Annotated in this window: 16 protein-coding genes; 8 read left to right on the top strand and 8 right to left on the bottom strand. The window is 43.5% G+C overall.

Translation table 11 applies throughout. The features are described 5' to 3' along the window. Positions 1 to 54: 54 nt before the first annotated feature. The 3 genes from MHN30_RS16600 to MHN30_RS16610 are packed head-to-tail and all read right to left on the bottom strand — an operon-like array spanning position 55 to position 4,529. Positions 55 to 1,296 (bottom strand): lipase, encoded by a 1,242-nt coding sequence (locus MHN30_RS16600; protein ID WP_239360417.1) that lies wholly within the window; start codon positions 1,294 to 1,296, stop codon positions 55 to 57. A 9-nt stretch (positions 1,297 to 1,305) separates the two neighbouring features. Beyond that, a complete protein-coding gene (locus tag MHN30_RS16605) occupies positions 1,306 to 2,256 on the bottom strand; it encodes an alpha/beta hydrolase (RefSeq protein ID WP_239360418.1) in 951 nt (316 codons plus the stop codon). Positions 2,257 to 2,258: 2 nt separating this feature from the next. After that, complete coding sequence (locus tag MHN30_RS16610; RefSeq protein WP_130164675.1) at positions 2,259 to 4,529, bottom strand: TonB-dependent receptor; 2,271 nt, start codon at positions 4,527 to 4,529, stop codon at positions 2,259 to 2,261. A 190-nt stretch (positions 4,530 to 4,719) separates the two neighbouring features. Here MHN30_RS16610 and MHN30_RS16615 point away from each other — a divergent pair, with 190 nt between their 5' ends. From MHN30_RS16615 to MHN30_RS16635, 5 genes are all read left to right on the top strand, one after another. Beyond that, positions 4,720 to 6,426: a hypothetical protein gene (locus MHN30_RS16615; protein WP_130164674.1), complete on the top strand. Its 1,707-nt coding sequence runs from the start codon at positions 4,720 to 4,722 to the stop codon at positions 6,424 to 6,426. A gap of 311 nt (positions 6,427 to 6,737) precedes the next feature. Continuing rightward, entirely contained in the window at positions 6,738 to 7,910 is a 1,173-nt protein-coding gene (locus tag MHN30_RS16620; RefSeq protein ID WP_239360498.1) for a MerR family transcriptional regulator, read from the top strand. After that, complete coding sequence (locus MHN30_RS16625; RefSeq protein ID WP_205992076.1) at positions 7,910 to 8,416, top strand: N-acetyltransferase; 507 nt, start codon at positions 7,910 to 7,912, stop codon at positions 8,414 to 8,416. The genes MHN30_RS16620 and MHN30_RS16625 overlap by 1 nt, the downstream gene beginning before the upstream one ends. Positions 8,417 to 8,761: 345 nt before the next feature. After that, entirely contained in the window at positions 8,762 to 9,010 is a 249-nt protein-coding gene (locus tag MHN30_RS16630) for a hypothetical protein (RefSeq protein WP_010370628.1), read from the top strand. A 128-nt stretch (positions 9,011 to 9,138) separates the two neighbouring features. Next, entirely contained in the window at positions 9,139 to 9,705 is a 567-nt protein-coding gene (locus MHN30_RS16635) for a hypothetical protein (RefSeq protein WP_017217868.1), read from the top strand. Positions 9,706 to 9,834: 129 nt separating this feature from the next. Here MHN30_RS16635 and MHN30_RS16640 read toward each other — a convergent pair whose 3' ends face one another. Next, the gene (locus MHN30_RS16640; RefSeq protein WP_239360419.1) at positions 9,835 to 10,383 is read right to left on the bottom strand and encodes a carbohydrate binding domain-containing protein; all 549 of its coding nucleotides are present in this window, start codon (positions 10,381 to 10,383) and stop codon (positions 9,835 to 9,837) included. Positions 10,384 to 10,625: 242 nt separating this feature from the next. On the opposite strand from MHN30_RS16640, the gene MHN30_RS16645 reads away from it, so the two are divergent. Then, positions 10,626 to 13,316 (top strand): DUF2339 domain-containing protein, encoded by a 2,691-nt coding sequence (locus MHN30_RS16645; protein ID WP_239360420.1) that lies wholly within the window; start codon positions 10,626 to 10,628, stop codon positions 13,314 to 13,316. Positions 13,317 to 13,327: 11 nt separating this feature from the next. Here the strand turns inward: MHN30_RS16645 and MHN30_RS16650 are convergent, their stop codons facing one another. Then, positions 13,328 to 14,080 (bottom strand): SDR family oxidoreductase, encoded by a 753-nt coding sequence (locus tag MHN30_RS16650; protein ID WP_239360421.1) that lies wholly within the window; start codon positions 14,078 to 14,080, stop codon positions 13,328 to 13,330. 111 nt (positions 14,081 to 14,191) lie between these two features. On the opposite strand from MHN30_RS16650, the gene MHN30_RS16655 reads away from it, so the two are divergent. Next, positions 14,192 to 15,097 carry a LysR family transcriptional regulator gene (locus MHN30_RS16655; protein ID WP_239360423.1) on the top strand — a complete coding sequence of 302 codons (906 nt, stop codon included), beginning with the start codon at positions 14,192 to 14,194 and terminating at the stop codon, positions 15,095 to 15,097. Between the two features lie 74 nt (positions 15,098 to 15,171). After that, entirely contained in the window at positions 15,172 to 15,420 is a 249-nt protein-coding gene (locus MHN30_RS16660; protein ID WP_010370646.1) for a hypothetical protein, read from the top strand. Between the two features lie 98 nt (positions 15,421 to 15,518). Here the strand turns inward: MHN30_RS16660 and MHN30_RS16665 are convergent, their stop codons facing one another. From MHN30_RS16665 to MHN30_RS16675, 3 genes are all read right to left on the bottom strand, one after another. Next, on the bottom strand, positions 15,519 to 16,904 hold the full coding sequence (locus MHN30_RS16665) for a hypothetical protein (RefSeq protein ID WP_045989600.1): 1,386 nt from the start codon (positions 16,902 to 16,904) through the stop codon (positions 15,519 to 15,521). A 237-nt stretch (positions 16,905 to 17,141) separates the two neighbouring features. Further along, positions 17,142 to 18,224, bottom strand: a complete 1,083-nt coding sequence (locus MHN30_RS16670) for an MBL fold metallo-hydrolase (protein WP_130164670.1) — start codon at positions 18,222 to 18,224, stop codon at positions 17,142 to 17,144. Between the two features lie 131 nt (positions 18,225 to 18,355). After that, complete coding sequence (locus MHN30_RS16675; RefSeq protein ID WP_039492087.1) at positions 18,356 to 19,054, bottom strand: response regulator; 699 nt, start codon at positions 19,052 to 19,054, stop codon at positions 18,356 to 18,358. Between the last annotated feature and the right edge of the window lies 1 nt (position 19,055).

The raw sequence follows: 19,055 nt of genomic DNA on the forward strand, positions 1-19,055 counted from the left end.
AGTTTTGCGTTGCAACTTTAGTGCAGTATTTTGTCACCACCCGCGGAGGGGCAGCTAGGGTGCACTTAACCAATTTTTGATTTGGTTGATTGCACTGGGTTCCCAGCCAAGCTCTAGATGGTTGGTGGCCACAACCGCCGAGCCCGCCAAGTTACTTATTCCTGTGCTGTCGATGCAGCTGCTGATAAATACAACGCCATCGGAAGGGCCGGTATGTTCATTGTGAATAAATGCCATATCGGCCTGATCGCCACAAAGATTATAAACTTGGACGCTGCTGTCGGTGCCAGCGCTACGAACTTGGTCTACCAGTGAGTTGACCGTAAACGTTGCAATACCTCGGCCTTTGCTCACAAACCCTAAGCCACCGTAGTAAGTGGTATACCAATCTTGCTCTGTGGTGGGCAGTGCATATTTATCATCTAGTGCTTTTAGCATCTGCGCGGAGCCGGGAAAGTAAGGCGAGTCGTAAACCCACTTGGAACTTGAATACCATAAGCCAAAACATAATATTTGATCATGCGCAGTAGGCCCATTTATGCTGCCGCCACATTGCGAATAAGCACCATAGGTATGATTAACGCCGTGACGAAATGACCAATCAATGCCATTGTTGGGGGCGCCGAGCATCACCAGTTTGCGTACATCACTGTTAAATTTAGTGCTCCAAGCATTGGTCAAAGAAGAAATATACATGCGGGCATTAAACGCGCTTTTTGACCAAGTGACTAAATCGACTTGCGTTGCCCCCGTCTTATTTTTAACCTGAGCGATGGCATTGGCTATCTGCTCCGCCCAGGTAAAGCCATCGCCATTTTTATGCGCCAGATTTAAGGCAAAAACCTTGTAATCATCATTGGCAAGCGCTTGCATTAAGCCTTGCGAAGGGCAGTTTTGTCGACCACAACCGTAACTACCGGCCTCGTTTGGATTTGCCCAAGCCAAATCGGCATCTTGATTGGCACCGTGGATCAGCAACACCGGTGTTTGGCGGCTGTTTCTATCCCAACCCGGCGCATGATAAAGCAGAAACTGCGTAGAGCTTGGTTGGTTAGATGCAAAGAAAGTAGCACGCTGACCTGATTGATCGCCACGGCCGTCAACAGGAAAACTTTCATTGCCGATATGCCCTGAGCTATCTCGCCATCTTTCAACCTTTTGCCAGCCATTGTTAATACCCGTGGTATAGGTGGCTTCAAGTGTCGCTGAAGCGTGCGCTACACCACTTGCTGCGAGTGAGATAAAAACGAGCAACCCATAAGTGTGAGTGCGCAAAGTCGTGTTTGTATTTTTCATATTTTTACCCTAGGTCAAGTCATGCTTTAACTGATTGGCGATATTACTGCGCGCGAGCTTGCAGACGTCGAGCACGGCAAAGGAGAAAAACGCATGTATGGTATTTTCAAAGCAGGTTAGGGTATTAAGCACACCCGCTTGCTTTAGTTTTTTGGCGAGCAGTATTCCTTCGTCGTAAAGTGGGTCGCAGCCGGCAAGCAACACACTAGTGGCAGGAAGTTGCGTCATGTCTTCAATAAATAATGGCGAGACATTGACGTCCGCAGCGCTTTGCTCGGGTGCGAGATACCAGTTGCAGGTGTCTTTAATTGCGTCCCTAGTTAGCAACAAGTTTCCATCGCCATACTGCATGCGTGACGGATAGGTTTCATGGGGAGAAAAGGAGTCAACTACCGGGTAAACTAGGTATAAGTTACTTAGGGTGTTTGGCTGTTGTTGATGTAAGTTATGTGCTGCAACAAGCGCTAAGTTACCACCTGCACTGTCGCCCATCAGGGAAATCTTAGTGGGGTCTAGCTCAAACTGCTGGTGGTTTTCTTGCAGCCAATCTACTACGGCTATCACTTGCTGCAGGGCGCATGGGAACTTATGCTCAGGCGCGAGGCTGTATTCGACACTGAAAAAAACGACTCCGGATTGCTGGCATAAGTCTTTTACCAGTCCGTCATAGCAGTCGACATCTCCTAAAGACCAGCCGCCGCCGTGGACAAACACCACCGCGGGACTGGGGCTTGCCAAAGACTGCGCTGGCCGGTAACAGCGAACGCCCACGTGAATACCATTGTGTTCAATGTGTAGGTCTTGGCTACTTACTTGTGCGTCAATTTCTCCCGCGAGCCCCAAAAACATCGCTCTTGCGCCTTGTCGTGAGGTCTCAATGGAGATTTCGATGTCATGAATGTCGCCAGCTTGAGCCGCGAGGTCGTCTAACAGTGCTTGTGTTTGTTTGTCTAATTTCATAATTAAAACTTATATTTAAGGTTGATACCGTACGTTCTAGGCGCGCCGTAATAACCAAGTTGAACCCCAGGTGCTGCGCTAAGATCGAAACCATGTTGGCGATAGCGTTTATCGCCTAAGTTTTTGCCGTATAAACTGGCTTCCCAAGTGTCGTCCGCGGAGCGGTAGTGCAGTGACATATCAAAGAGGGTGTAGCCAGACTGTGCAAGTACCTCTGAACTGCTCACGGTGAGATAGGTTTTACTGCGATAGGCGGCACTAGCACGTAGTGAAAATTCGCCTTGTGTAAAGGCGCTAAAGAAGTATTCAAAGCCTGCTCGGCCATTCCATTTTGGTGAATTAACCAGCTCCCTTTCATCACTGACTTCTTTACCAAAGTCGCCGATAAGCTCATCATAACCGCCCCCTAAATAGCCCAGATTGAGGTTCAGAGTGAGGTTATCGGAAGCCACGGCTTCGAGCTCCATTTCTGCGCCGTAAATAGTGGCTTTACCTGCATTTTCAAACAGTGATAAAAACGCGCCGGTGTCGGGGTCGATAGAAAAGCGGCTGAGCTGAAAGTTTTTGTAGTCATTGAAAAAAGCCGCGGTATTTAAGCGAATATTCTGCTTATTCAATAAAGACTTAGAGCCAATTTCATAGCTCCACAAGGTTTCTGGCTCAAAAGGTTGCGCAAATGAGGTGATCCGGCCGTTAAAACCGCCACTTTTAAATCCTTTTCCGGCGCTCAGGTAAACCATGCTGTTGTCAGAGATGGTGTAATCGAACACCACTTTTGGGGTAAACTCTTTCCACTCCTTGGATGCGCTGTAGCCTGTCGGGCTATAGCCAATCCCCGTGCCGAATACCGCTTCCATTTCCTCAGCTGTTGTTACACCGGTGCCAAAAAACTCCTCGCCTTTGGATGTGACTTCTTTTTTCTCAATGGTGTAGCGTGCGCCAAGCGTGACGTCGAGCTTTTCAGTCAAAGACCAAGAGAGGTTAGCGTAGAGGGCTGAGCTGGTATTTTCTTGGTCGCGTTCTCCTGCGTTAATCACAGGCCAAGGCAGGTAAACGTCTGGTGACACCATAACGAAAAAGTCCGGAGCAACGGAGCCGCCAAAACTCAGATCGTCCTCATTAAAGTAATAGAGCCCAGATACCAAGGAGAACTGGTCGTCTTTGTATAACCATTGAAATTCTTGGCTTATCTGCTGTTGATCTTCGAAGTTAAAAATACCAAATGATGCATCGGGGGTGGTATCTAAGTCTAAGTGCGTGCGGTATTCCATTTCGCGTCGAGCTGTGATGGATTTAAATACCGAGTGGCCTGTGAGATATTCAAGCGTTAAGCTCGCTCCCGAGGTATCGAGCTCTTCTAAATCGTTGTAGTTAACGTCGACGACAAATGGGTCTTCTTCAGGCGCATAGTAGCCTTCTTTTATCACAGAATAGATAGGCGTTTCTCGATGTGGAGTGCGTGAGCTTGAGGGGGATGCGTTCGAGCCGTCGACGACTAAATAGGCCGAAAAATTCTCACTTGGTTGATAAAGTAAACTGCCACGCCACGCTAAGGTGTCTTTGTCGTGGTCGTCACGGTTGTTATAGCGATTCTCACTAAAACCATCTCGACTACTTTTGGCAATTGCAAAACGTCCAGAGAGCGTGTCTTCAATCAATGCGCCGTTGACGCTAGCTTTTATCGTTCGAGCATTATAATTTCCAAGCGCCACGCTGACATACCCTTCGTTGTCTTGCGAAGGTTTGGCACTACTGAAACGCACCGCGCCACCTATGGTATTGCGACCGTAAAGGGTTCCTTGTGGACCACGTAATACCTCGATTTGCTCCGGGTCGACAACATCTAAAAAGGCACCTTGAACGCGCCCAAGATATACGTCGTCGAGATACACTCCAACGCCGGGATCGTTAAACGAAATAGAGTCAATTTGGCCAATTCCGCGAATATAAATGACGGCGTTGGAAGCATCACCTGAGTGCAGGTTAAGGTTTGGAACGTGAGATGCCAAGTCACCGAGGTCTTGTACGTTCATCTTCTCAAGCTCTGAGGCGGAGAGGGCGGTCACCGCAAGCGCGACATCTTGTAGGTTTTCGGTTTGCCGCGTTGCGGTAACGCTGATCCGCTCAATTTTTTTGTTTTGCTCAGTGCTAAGCGTGGACTCTGCTTCGGCATAGCTATGGCCTGATAATACAGCCGCTATCAGAAGTGATAGTGTATGCCGTGGTATACCTTTGGTTGAACTGACTCTATGTGATTGAGTTGCTGCAATCATGCTGAGTAACCTTTTCGTCGTTATTATTATGTTCTCCAGTATAGGAATGAAGAAAATTCAATAGCTAGGACAAAAACAGTCAATTTGATGAGCAAATTAGCTCAGGACAGAGCGAAGCCGTACTCGACTAGTATTTAGTCAATAAATAGGTTAATTTTATTGCACCTAAAAAAGATACAATCCGAGTTGCATGAAAAATACAATAACATTAGCAATTACTTTGCTATTCTCGTTGCTACTAATGCTATCAACGCCGACTTTGGCATCTGAGAGTGAAAATAAGCTGCAGATCCATGTCCATTATCAACAAGCCTCGGATTCATGGTTGATACAGTACAAATTGCCTAAAGCAGTTGAGCGGGTAAGCTTTGCAAGACAAAGTAACTTCGACCGCACGCAGCACTACCAAATAACTCAACCAGACCTGAAGTGGCAGCAAGAAGGTGGAGTACTATCAATCACCGCAGCGAATGGTAAAAAGTTTACGTCTTTCTCGCTTACATTTGATTCGTTTTATGGTTTTATCCTAAAAGACTACAGCCAAAATGTGCAATACAGTGATGGCAGCGTTTTGTTTTACACCAATCATCTTAGCCTTAGTGAAAAGGTAACTGCACAATCGGAGGCCATATTTGATGGGACCCGGTTTTATTTTTATAGCCCAAAGACCGATATCGTTTTCTCGGGCAAGCGATATAAGCATAAGGCAAGCTGGGATTTAGTCGGAGATGGAACTTATATTTACTTTGGCACGATCACTCCCATTGAGAATGACAACATGATAGCGGTAGTAGATCCAGCGCTACCTAAGTGGGTGTGGCAAAACACACAAACGTATTTCCCCAAACTATTTGACTATTACGCCAAAAAACTAGATCAACCACTTAACTTCAAGCCAGTGGTATTTTTTAATTATGCACACTTAGCTGACGATTTTGCCAATTATGAAGGGGGAACGTTAGCTGGACTGGTGCAGTTAAGTGTGAATGGTAAACGTTGGCAAAACAAAGACAGTGAGCGTTTTAACCAGCTCTTCCACTTTCTTGCCCATGAAGCTGCTCATTTTTGGAATGGTCAAATGTATGCGATTGAAGACTATAAACATGCTTGGCTACATGAAGGAGGAGCCGATGCTTTTGCTTACCTTGCAATGCTTGAGTTTGGTTTTATTGACGCTAAACAGTGGTTACAAAGATTTGAAGAGTCAGCCAATCAATGTTTATTGAACAAAGAGCAAACGGCGCTTAACGAGTCAGCGAAGCAACAACGATACAAAAACTATTATTCTTGTGGCGCGGTAATGGCGCTTGCCAGTCATTATCAGGTTCAAGCTACAAACCCCTCGCAGTCACTTTTTGATATCTGGCGACATCTATTCGCACAAAGTAAGGCCTACTCATACAATCAAAGCGATTACTTTAATGTACTAAATGGCTTAATCGGCAATGATAGGCTTGCTAAGGCGCTGGGGCGTTTTAGCGATCAAAGAGTGGAAGATAACTTCAGAGAAATAGAGACTTGGTTTGAAGGCACTGTGCTAAAGGGGGCTGTGTCAACGGACTACCCTAGTTTTTACCATCAACATTGGGGTAAAGAGATTATCATAGAACTAATGCGTACTCATTGCCGCAGGATTAGCCTCAGCTATTACGATGACTATATCAAGACCTACCCGATAGAGAACTGCAAAGTATTTGACCATGACATGGAGATACAGTTTGTAGATGGAGTGGATCTGCTTAAAAATGGGGTATCGGCTTATCAAGCTTTCAAAGCAAAATGTCAGCGCGGTGGCGTTGTTAATTTTTCAGATAGAGCAAAGCAACCTGTTGCCCAAATCCGCTGTTTGGATAAAGTCGGCGCACTTACGCCTTACATAAAATTGACGACCGAATAGTCAAACCCAAGGATGTATGGAGGCGATATTTTTATTAAAAAAGTTGGATGAGCAGTCATAGTGAGGTGTGATACGAATTTGAGCTTGTATCACATTTCAACATTATTTATTAGCCGCAGCTCAGGTTATTTATGATTAATATCCATACTCCCCCCTTTACATAGTCGCAGTATCTACTTATTAGCAGTGATGTGTCTAACTTACAGGTTCGACATTAATTCTTTGCCAAAAGATTTCTTTTATGTGTAGATTAGTGTTGACCTGTCTATAACTTCATACTTTATCTTGCACCTCAATCTGAGGAGAACATGATGTATCGGATCTCTGAATTAGCACGCGAAGTCGGCTTGAGCCGCTCAACTTTGCTCTACTACGAAAAGCTCGGACTCATTAAGGGGCAACGTCAACTCAATGGCTACAGAGTTTATACCAATGGTGATCTGCAGCGGCTTAAACTGTTATTGCAACTGCAGGCTGGTGGACTGTCTTTAAAAGAGTGTCTTGCATGCTTGGATGCGAAAGTTGATCGCCAGCTACTCGAGGAAAGGTTAGCGAAGCTAGAGACCGAAATTGCCCAAAAAGTGCAAGCGAAGGCGCTACTGTCTTCATTACTTGGAATGGACTCTATGCGTACATGGCATCATGCGATGGACAAGCAAGCCCCTGATGCTCACTTCGATTGGCTGTTGAAACAAGGGTTTACTGAGAAGCAGGCATTGAAATTAAGGTGGTTGTCTCAGGATATGAACATACATGATCAGTATATTGGGGAATTCGACGCTGTCTTTAACGGATTAGAAAGGCTAGGACCAGGCTCTGCTGCTGATACGTTGCGGGCGTGGGGAAAATTGCCAGATAGCAATGGAGCAGTGTTAGAGATTGGGTGTGGAAAGGGGATATCAACGCAAGTGCTCGCATACCATACAAGGGGTTCAATTTTGGCTATCGATAACGATGAACTAACTCTTTGTGTAGCAAAGTTAAACTTGGCGGCTCAACAGGTATCAGAGCTAGTTCGTTTTGTATGTGCAAGTATGACTCAATTGCCATTTGATAGTGCAAAATTTGATGTCATTTGGGCTGAAGGTAGTGCATACATTATGGGGGTTGAAAAGGCGCTTAAATATTGGCGTCGTTTTTTAAAGTCAACAGGCTTTATTATTTTTAGTGATCTAGTTTGGTTTACAGACGAACCCTCGACAAAAGCCAAAATGTATTGGAGTACACAGTATCCTGATATGCAAACTGTAGAGTACCGCATTGAGCAAATTAAACGATTAGATTTTGAAATAATTGATCATTTTAGTTTGTCTCAAGAGGCGTGGGATAATTATCTTCAACCACTCAAAACGAAGCTGATGGGGCATGCGACAGGTACAATCGACACTACTGTTCTTTCAGATTTAAAAGATGAAATTGATATCCATGATAATTACTTAGGTGAATATGGCTATCAGTTTTTTATAACCAAATTAAAGAGGTAATGATGAACATTAGACCAGAAATCACACAAGATTATGAAGCCATTCGCTCACTCACGTACTTAGCTTTTGAAAATCATCCACATCATGAACCAGGAGCAAAGCCGACGGAGCACCTGATAGTTGAAAAGTTAAGAAATACAGCGCGTTTAGCGCTATCTTTGGTTGCTGAAGATGGAGAAAGCGTTGTTGGCCATATTGCCTTTTCTCCAATAACAATCAATGGAAAAGCCAGTAAGTGGTTAGCACTAGCACCGGTATCCATTGCTCCAAAAGTGCAGGGAAAAGGCATAGGAAGTCTGCTAATTAACAGAGCGTTAGAGATACTAAAACAGCGAGATGTAGACGGCGTAGTGCTGATTGGTGAGCCTGCGTATTACTCACGCTTTGGGTTTAACCACTCCCCAGAGCTTACGGTTTCAGGGATACCAAAAGAATATTTTATGATTAACAGCTGGTGTGAAAGTATCCCTAGTGGAGAAGTTGGTTTCGATCCTGCGTTTGGATGAAGCCATGTAAAATCTTGGATAAGTGTTGACCTAAATCTGGAAGGCACTATCGAAATTTACACAAATAAAGTAGTGTCGTTTTGGGTACTAATAATTGGTTAGTTTCAATTGTTGAGAAAAAAGGTATTAAAATTTCAAGGTGTAACACTTTTTAAAATGATAACTTTTTGTAAGTAATGGTTTTAATTTTTATTTCGGCTGTAGATTACAGTTAATAACTGGTTTGGAGGTTGGGATTGTTCAGCTTGATAATTAACCTATAATTAATTTGGCAGGTAGCAATAAAGCTGATAATCTATCGCCCGTCTTAAAATAATCTCACTTAAACACAAGGATTATAGTGTTATGAATGCTCAAAGATTGGAGCGCATATTAAGTGCGTTTTTACCTTCTTTTATTGCCAAGCAACTGGCTAAATCACCAAAGCTTTTGTTGTTTGTTGTTCTATTTATCACCTTGCTCGTCATTTTTATTATTAAAGTCGCTTCTTTTGCTATTTACTCTTTGGTCGTTGGAGCTGTGTTATTCGGCTGTTGGATGGCGTGGAGTGGCACCAAACGCATCATGTCGAAGCGCAAGAAACGAGTGTCTTAAAGTTAAGTCAAGATACTCTGGGCTTGATAATTATTACGTAATTAATCTGAAATATATTTTGTCGGTTTGTCTGCCGTATTAGATATTACATAAATTGAAAATCTCAATCTATTTAAGGAAAAATAACCATGAGTCTATTAAATAAATTCAAAACTCAAGCGCAATCTATTGGTAGCAGTATTGGCGAATCTACCAGTAAACTAAGCGGTGATATTGTGTCTTCAACAAAAGACAATGCAAAGCTTGCTGGTTTGAAATCAGATATCGCGTCAATCGATGGTCAACTTAATATTGCATACCAAGATATTGGCCGTAAATACATTGAAAACCTAATCAAAAACGATGGTGCAAACCTTGAGGCTGTATTGCAAGACACTATCGAGCGTATCGACCCGTTAATTAAGCGTAAAGATGATTTAGAAGCGGAAGTTATCGCTATTGAGAAGCAACTAAAAGATCAGATTGTTATTCAGGAAAAAGCGGTTTTCCAAAAAGAGTTTGATGGTGAAAAAGAGAAGCTAGAAAAAGCGCTAAAGCTTGATGTCATCTCACAAGACGAGTTTGATACTAAGCTGGCTAAAGCGCGTTTGAAACTAGACAATTTCGATGAAATTCGTAAAACCAAAAAGCAGCACGAAATGGGTCTAATCAATAAAGAAGAATTGAAAGAAAAGCTAACGGCATTAGGTGCGTAATTTTAACGCTTAATTACTCCCTGATTAGCCAGCGCTATTAATTTAACCGTTATCTGTGCTGGCTATATTGTGGCTTTGCGAAAAGCCGCAATATCTCACATCTCGTTTACATCATTTCTAACCAGTGAATTACTCAATTCGAAGACTTTTTATTGCAAGGCTTGCTTCACCACCTTCCACATCCGTTAAATCTGGTACGAAGTAAAGTGCTGAAACATGCTTGAGTATGACCCCTTTGTCTTTTGACCAAGCTGGTGTCCAATTGGGTCTGGCAAAATCATTCAGAGCTACGTTGATTGTTTGCCAAGTGTTTGATGCTGGTAATTTAGTTTGGTAGTGCGCATAGCTTTTATCACCTGAGCCGCCATACTCCTGTTGCGATAACTTAACGATCAAAGCGTTATCACTTTTATACGTCAGTGCGATATTGAATTGAGAGGGAAGCTGTTTTGCGGGTAAGTCGTAAATAAGCTCTACCCAAGAGTTGTTTTGTTTATCGACTCGCGGCACGCGTTTAAACTGAATAGCAACTTGCTCTTCATTAACAAGCGGGCCGTTCAGAATTGCTTGGCTGCCATGCGGATCGGTCGCAAAACGCCACTGTTTTGGCTTTAAGTTTGGCTGAGTATAGCTACAGCCAGAAATCGCTACAAAAAGTAAAAGTGATAAAAAACGCACAGAAAAATCCTTAGAACAACGTCCCTAAAATATAATTTTTTAGTTTATTTACAAGGAGGTAATATGACAACGGGGCGCATGTGCATTTTTTGCCAATGTTAGAAAATTTCAAGTCATCATACTTCAATGTGGCTTGCTAAAGTTATGGCACCCATCATGAGAGATTGATTTATTGGTGTGGTTGATCTCATACTGTTTCTAATGCAGGTGAGCTAGGGCCTAGCAAACAAATAAGGAGTCGTATGGAAACGGAGTTTATCTCTTTTATATTTTATCTTTTTGTATTTATTAGCGCTGTTTTTGCCCTACAAGATAGACAAAGGCTTAAGCAACTCGTTAAAAAAGTACATCAGTTACAAAATACGATAGAGCAGCAAAGTCGCCGGATCTCGACACTTGAAGGTCGTGAATTCTCAGATCAAGCATGCTCAGAGCAAACACATTCAGAGAATAAGCTTTCTGAGTGTGGACAAAAGAATGGCGAAACAGCTGACACCACATCATTAACAGCACGGACTGCATTGGGCGAATCCACGGCAACAGCCAATCATACACAACCTCAGCAGCCTGAAAGCACGGTCACTATCGCAAGAGCTAAGCCTAGTAAGAGTAAACCTGCCTTTGAATTTGACTTTACTTTAGATTCTTTATTAAAAGGAAATGGACTTTTTTGGATAGGTGCTGTAGTGCTAGCCTTGGGCGGCGTTTTTCTAGCTAAGTACTCTATTGAAGCCGGACTTCTTCCCCCAAGTGTGCGAGTGATACTGGGGGCCCTTTTTGGAATCAGTTTGGTTACTGCCGCTGAAGTCGTAAATCGCTACAAAGAAAAGCTAAAAATTAATACTCCATACATTTCTGCAGCGCTTGCCAGTGGTGGCGTGATCACTTGCTTTGCCATGATATTGGTTGCTTTTGATTTCTATCATTTTATACCAGCTAATTTGACCTTTGTTTTACTCGCCATTATTTCCTTGGTTGCGACCTCTTTGGCACTGAGATTTGGCCCTGTGCTCGCAGGTATTGGCATCGTTGGTGCGTATGTCGTGCCTGCTTTGGTATCGACAGGTTCTAATAATATCGGTGCGTTACTGCTGTATATCAGCTTTGTTTCACTCTCTGCGATATGGGTTGCGGATTATGTGAAGCAAAAATGGTTGTGGTGGCAAAGCTTTGTTGGGCATTTCTTATGGTTTTGCACCGCGGTTGCGGTTGGTGGAAGCGGCGACTTTTGGGTGCTGCTGATTTTTGCGCTTATCTCAATGTACTTATATGTGTTGGTAGACGTACTGGGTTGGCGCCTGACGAATTCAATGATAAGTCCGTTGCCGGTCAAAGATCTATTAATGCCAAGAAAAGAGCAATTGGGAATTTTACTCCCACTGTTACTTATCGCATGTGCGCTAATAATAAAAACCCATATCGATACGCTTATTTGGGCTAATGTCTTATTTGCTAGCGTGGTTTTGTGCGCGGCTTATAGACATAGTGCATTGGATAGTTGGCCATTTTATTTACTATTGTTTGTACTTCTCTCATTCTACTTGATGCCCAAAGTGGGCACTTTCGACGACGTCCTTTTTCCTTTTACCGGTAAGTATTTGTTTATCCAAGTGGCAGTGGTCATTACGATGTTATTTAGCATGATGATGATTAAGCGATATCCATCAAGACTCGCTTATTTGATGCTGTTGAACGTGGCACCACTTGCGCTTTACGGTGTAAGCTACGCTATTTCTCCGAGAGTCACAGAAGCAATTTTATATCCTGTATGGGCGATTGAAATGTTGGCCATCGGGCTCTTCGCTTCGTATTGTGCGATGAAAACGGATACTAATATTCAGCAGGTCACTTACCTTATTTTGGCGAATGCCATGCTGAGTTTGTGTTTTACGATGTTACTCTCGGCAAGCTCGTTGACTTTAGCGATTGCGGCACAAGTAGCGTCTATGAGTTATTTGAGCTGGAAGTACAAGGTGCGTTTACCTGATTGGTTGTATAAGGCTGCACTTATTGCCGTTGTTACCCGTCTTACTTTTGCGCCTTGGCTTGCAGATTACAAGCACGAAACAATTTTAACCATACATTGGACACTTGTGGTCTATCCGCTGGTGCTGGGCATCATTTGGTTTGCTACCAAATACAACCCTTCAAAGGCCCTGAACACTTGGTTTATGGGCGTTGCAATGCATATTGTGGCGCTTCTGGTCACGACCGAAACAAGCTATCTCTTGATTGGTGACTACCCTGATTTTACTAATCTCGGTTTCCAAGAATCCGTGTTGCTTGCTTTAAATTGGCTGGTGCTTGGCGCTGTATATCTGTGGCGAGGGCAGCTCAGCGACAAGGGCAACAGACTTTATCCGCTTGCCGCGAGCTTGCTGTTACTTGGAAGCGCGTTGCTCCACGCCGATATTTCGTTTGCCAATAATCCGTTTTTTGACAGGCAATATATTGGAGACGGTGTGTTTAATTGGCTACTTTTGCAGTGGTTGGCACCAGCATGTGTATTCGCTGTCATGCTCCAGTTTAAGTTAATACCACCGCAATTTAAGCGTTTGGTATACGGACTGATAGCCGTACTAGGGGTCTTGTTTATCAACGGTGAAATTCGGGCGTTATTTCATGAAGGTTTCCTCGTGCTGTCGATGCCGATGGAGCAATCCGAGTTATATACCTATTCAATTGTTTGGCTATTGATTTCAACCGTATTGATTTTTGTTGCCAAGCGGATAGAGCATAAGGTGTTGATTAACGCCGGTTTTGCAGGGCTAGCCATTGTTATCTTAAAAGCCTTTGTGGTCGATATGGCAAACCTCGAAGGCTTGCTGCGTGCCTTGTCTTTTATCGGTTTAGGCTTATGTCTGGTGGGAATTGGTTGGTTGTTTCAAAAAATGCAGGATCAGCCCAGAGAGGTAAAACCAACGGCGGACTGATCCTTACATTTTTACAAGCAGTAACCACCGTCAACAGTGATGTGCGCACCGCGCATTGCTGTTGACCCTTCGCCAGTTAAAAAGTCTAAGCTTGCTAGCATTTCTGTTGCTTGTAACATGCGACCTAATGGAATCGACGACAACCCTGCATTGAGCTCGGCTATTTGTTGCTCGCTCATTCCTGCTTTATTTTGGATTTCAGTATGGGTCACCCCAGGACGTAGGTGGTTAATACGTACTCCACGGTCACTCCATTCTAAATTGAGCGTTGCAGCTAGCGCCTCAAATGCGGCTTTGCTAGCGGCATAACTTGCCGCTCCAGCAAAAGCACGCTGTACCGCAATACTTGATACATAAACAACACTACATGGATTATTCATTACTGGTAACAAGTGTTGTAATAGCATTGCAGGGCCTGTGAAGTTAATAAGCATGGTCGTATTTAAATCGCTTAGCTCATTGTCGGCAAAAGGTTTTGGATAGAATACACCCGCATTTAAAATCACCGCGTCAAGCTTAATGTCCTGTGCTTGTAGCTTCTTTGGTAAGCTTTCAAAGTGGGTTGGAACGCTGCTGTCACAGAGCAGCCCAAGCACTTGTGAAGGATGGTTTGCGCATGCTAGCAGTTGGTTTTCGACCGTTGCAATTCTGTCTTCGTTTCTTCCCGTAAAAATGACTTTCCAGCCTTGGGTGAGGTAATGCTTGGCAGCTGCAAGTCCAATTCCAGCAGTTGCGCCAGTGATCAAGATGGTTGGTAATGACATGGTAAATCCTTATGCGTTATACGATGGTATAAATGACATTGTAGTGATTGCAATTCGTGCTGATAAGATGATAAAAAACGAATTGATAAGTTCTCTTAGAGAAACAATGAAATGGAATTACACAAGCAATTAGAAAATTTGTATTTATTTAGGCTAGTGGCCTCTATAGGCAGTTTTCAGGGCGCTGCCGATAAAGTGCAGTTACCACGCTCGTCGGTCAGTAAGCGCATATCGCAGCTAGAGCAGCAGCTCAATGTGCGTTTATTAGAGCGCAGTACGCGTAAATTGGCACTGACCCAAAGCGGCAGCCAATTACTCAAAAGTACCGAAAAGTTACAGGAAGTATTAAGCCAGACTGAGCAGTTAAGTGAGCAGCAACGTTTAACGCCAAGCGGTAAGGTAAAGATCAGCTGCTCGACCTTAATGGCTGAGCGCTATTTGCTGGCTAAACTACATGATATTTCAAAACAGTTTCCTGATATACGTTTCGAGCTGAACTTGACGGACGATATTGTCGATTTAATCGATAATCAGATAGATATTGCTATCCGAATAGGGCATTTACCTGATTCTTCGTTACTTGCTAAGAAAATCGGTGAAAAATTCTTTGCTTGGTTTGCCAGTCCGGAGTATTTGGCTGTAGCCGGCACGCCTGACTCATCCGATGCTTTATTGAGTCATCGTTGCTTGGTATTTAAAAATAAAGGCACCACCATGGACAAATGGCCATTTGTCCATCAAAACGGTCAGGTGTTCAACATCAAGCCCCATGCCGTAACGTATTGTGATGATGCCCGTGCAATGGTGCAACTTGCGGTGCTTGGACAGGGGGTTGTGATGGGAGACCCTTACTACGTTCAACAGGAATTAAACCAAGGTCAGTTGGTACCTATTTTAACCGAATACGCACATCCTGACCGCCAACCAATTCATTTAGTGTGTTTAGGTAAACAAGGCCGCAGTAAAGCCGTACAGTGTGTATGGGAAGCATTAAGCCATAGTTTGAATAGGATGTAATTGTGGCGTCAGGTTCAATCACTTCAACATAACTGCTATTCTACGCGGCATACTGAGTAAGTGAGAGTAAAGAGATGATCAACGATAAAGATATCATTGAAACTTTGGACGAGCTGGAAGCTTTTTTGTTGCTAATTGATAACGGTGGCTTAGGGTTGCAAAACGTGGCTGGTGTGGCACTGGCAACGAACAACAGCGATGGCAGACCATTTATTGCGATTTTGGATGATAAACACCAATTGTTGTTGGGTCGTTGGGTATCTCAAGACGTGTATGAAAACGGTAAAGACATGGTTCGTTACGGACCAAAGAAAGCGCATTAATATCCTTTGAGTAGCCGCATCGCAGGATTTAGGATTGGAGTGCGGTAAACCTGCTTCCAATCCATTTTGTCGGCGGTTATTCGAAACTACATCTGTGCTTAAGCGTCGTTTTCAATATACACGGAATCGCTTGCCATAAGCTCTATGGCGACGATTTCAGAGCGGTTCATGGTGAGTTTATATCTTTCTAACTGGATTCCCTGAGAAGATTTAAACCGCATTACCAAGTTTATTTGATAGCGACGTTCAACTGACTTTTTCGAGACCTTTTTCCCTTCAAGGCTATAAAGCTTTCCTGCACCTTTTTTCAGATAGCGTACAAACGAACTCATGTTAAAGGTGATACGTTGTTGCACTTCTTCGTAACCGGGTAAAAACTCGTCGATATGCACTTGGTTTTTACAGCAAAAATGCAGTAGATGCGCCGCTTGTTTATTTTGCTGTCGACGCTTCTTTAGTAGCTTATCAACGTCTTCTGGTAGGTCTTTTTTACGAATATGTTCCAGCCATATAGTTTGTGTACAAACGATGGCGTCCGTCACTGAGTTTTTAAACTTGTTGCGCCACTTTGGCCGGCCACGTTGAATATGACGCCATGCCCACTGGGTTAAGTCTTCTTTGAATGTTTCTCTAAGGCCATAAATTACCCCAAGCAAAGCGATAAGGGCGACGGTGACTTCTTGAAAGTTAGAGCGGGCGTTGAGCACAATAAACATCACGAAGGCCATGATAATACCAGTAACCACACCGCGAACTAAACGCTTTAGATTGGTACTTAAGTCGATGGTTTGTTTGTTAAAAACAACGCCATATTCAATGAGCCTTTCAAGCAATTTCATTTTATTGGTAATGCGGTTTGGGTCGTCCAACGTGACTTGCGAGTTGTAGCTCTGCTCCTCGCGGTATTGGCTTTCTCGTTGACAGAAACTAACAATACAGCTTCGCTCATGACTAAAGTCGCTTGACTTAGGCCCGCTGGAGAGGAGTTTCAAAAACGCTTGCTCAGTATGCCAGCTGAGGTAGTTATCTGCGTTTTGATAGTAAGGCTTAAGCTTATTGTCTGGTGGCGTGTAACGCCTGAGTTTTTTCAATAGGCGCTCGGTTTCTTCCACCAATAATTGTGCAGCTGGATAAAACTCATCAGCCTCTTTTAGCTTCAATGTCTGCTTTACATCGGCATCTAGCGCAATGCGGATCTGGTAGCAAAATAGATTTAGATTAACGCGGTAATCCGTTTTTTGACCTTTGCTTTGGCTGATAAAGCGGCTACGTACCAAGGGGAGGTGGAGCTGCTCCGAGTAATATGCACTGTGGCTTTTTATATTGGCATTAAAATAGTCTACTTCGTTCAACGTGTTGGTATTAATCCCCATATCGGTTGGGATTGAAAAATACAGGTCGAGTTGGTTTGTCTCTTTGGGAAGGAGTTGATAGTTGATTTTAAAAGATAAGCTTTCGTCTTGACTTAGTTTGGCTCTGCTCACTCGGGTATGGTGCCTCCTTGAATTAACACTTTGTAATTATAACACATTAACCTGAACAAAACCGGAATAGGCCTTATAACTACTTGTTGTATCTGTTTTTATTAATTGTTTTTTGTTGTCATCTATACCACTTTTTAGCCAATAAAAAGCATAATTAACCATCACTGAGAAAAGCTAGAAAATAGGAGGCTTTATAACGCACCAAATCAATTAGAGACTTGGTGCGCTAGCATAAGGTTATAGGTGCACTGAATCACCTTCATTTAAAATATACAGTGGCGTTTGGGCTTTTAGCACTTGTTGCATATGCAGTAAGCGGAAAAGCGCTGAATGCGAAGTTCTATCTCCCATTTTCCAACTAGCATTACCGTAGCCCCACGGCACCATAACCTTGCAGCCCAGCTCTTTTGCGGCAGTCAGTGCATCTTCTGGTGTGGTGTGTACTTTACGATACCAATCAGGATGTTCTTCGCTGTAGTATGAGGCAATTGGAAGTAGGCACACATCAATATCACCGTATTTTTCTTGAATGTCTTTGAAGTGCGGTGAATATCCAGTATCTCCAGCAAAAAATAGAGTCTTGCCTAGGTGTTCTAATATCCAGCCACCCCATAGTGCAGCGCCATGATCTTCGTATAAAAACGGCACCCAAATACGGCTGCTGAAGTGATTTGCAGGCACAAAGTGTGCGGTTACTTCACCAAGTTGTTTGCTTGAATACCACTCCATTTCAGAAACCTTGTATCCATCTTCAGGAAAGTGCTCTGCAAATCCAAGCGGGGTGAGGTAATTTGGTCCAGTACCAATCGCTTCGATATCACTCTTGTTAAAATGATCGTAATGAATGTGGGAGTACATTACGGCATTGGTTTGCTGTAACTCTGTTTGACTGAGCTGTGCAGGTTGATTGCGATTAAACCCTTCTGAGAGGCGAAACGCCCAGTTTACAGGCCAGTCAAATTGAGCCGTGACAGGGTCAAACAAAAACTGTTGTCCATCTTTGGTGTTGACTTTAAAACTCGCATGTCCGAGCCATTGGATAGCAAAACCAGTATTGAGCGAGAGAGTGGGGTTGTTGCCAACGTAAGTGCAATCTTGCATTTCGGACTGACATTGAATTTGTTGGGTGACTGGATAGCAGTTTTCTTCGCAAGTCACTGGATAATCTTTAAACTTATTGTAGATGTTGGAATATCTATCTTCATACCCTTCTACAGAGCTATGTTTTACCACGGAAGACTCAGATTTTATTCGCTCTACAACATTACTATTACTGCAGCCTGTTAATGTGATTATGACTGCCAAAGCAAGCCTTTTCATGCCCATTCCTTTTTATAATTATTAGTTATTTTTTGGAGTTTACCAATAAAAGGGAATGGGGTGTAGCGGTGAATTAAGCCTCAGGTGAGCGTTGGATTAGTGCATAACCCAACGCCATTGTGGGTTAGAGACTAGGAATTACGTTCCTGCGCCTCAAACTTATATCCCGCTCCGTAAATGGAGTGGATAAAGTCGTATTTAGGCGCGATGCTTTGCAGCTTTTTACGAATATTTTTGATATGGCTATCTATGGTTCTGTCGCTAACAATGTGGCTGTCATCGTAGATGTGATCCATCAATAAGTCGCGGCTATAAATTCGGCATGGGTGTCCGTACATTGCCTTTAAGAGCATAAACTCGACATAAGTGAGCGTCGCTCTCGCGTCGAGGAAGGAGACAAACAAGCTCTCTTCGTCTAATTTAAGTTTGCTCTCGGTTTCTGACACTGTGCCGCGCTCATTTAGCGTCACGCGTCTTAAAATTGCCTTGACCCTTGCGACGACTTCTTTTGGACTATAGGGTTTACACACATAATCATCAGCACCCACTTCAAGACCAAGGAGACGGTCGATTTCTTCTACTTTGGCGGTGATCATGACAATTGGCACGTTTGAATAAGCTCTGATCCGCTTGCAAATTTCGATACCGTCAAGGTTAGGCAGCATGAGGTCGAGTAAGATAAGGGCGGGTTGCTGTTGTTTAAAAGCCTCTTCAGCTAAAGCGCCATCATGAACACAGTGGCTGGTATACTCGGCTTGAGCCAAATACTTACTTAAAATATCGGCAAGTTTTGGTTCATCTTCGACGATTAAAATATGTTTGTTTGGCACG

This window comes from Pseudoalteromonas sp. OF7H-1 (assembly GCF_022347825.1).
GTDB lineage: Bacteria > Pseudomonadota > Gammaproteobacteria > Enterobacterales > Alteromonadaceae > Pseudoalteromonas > Pseudoalteromonas maricaloris.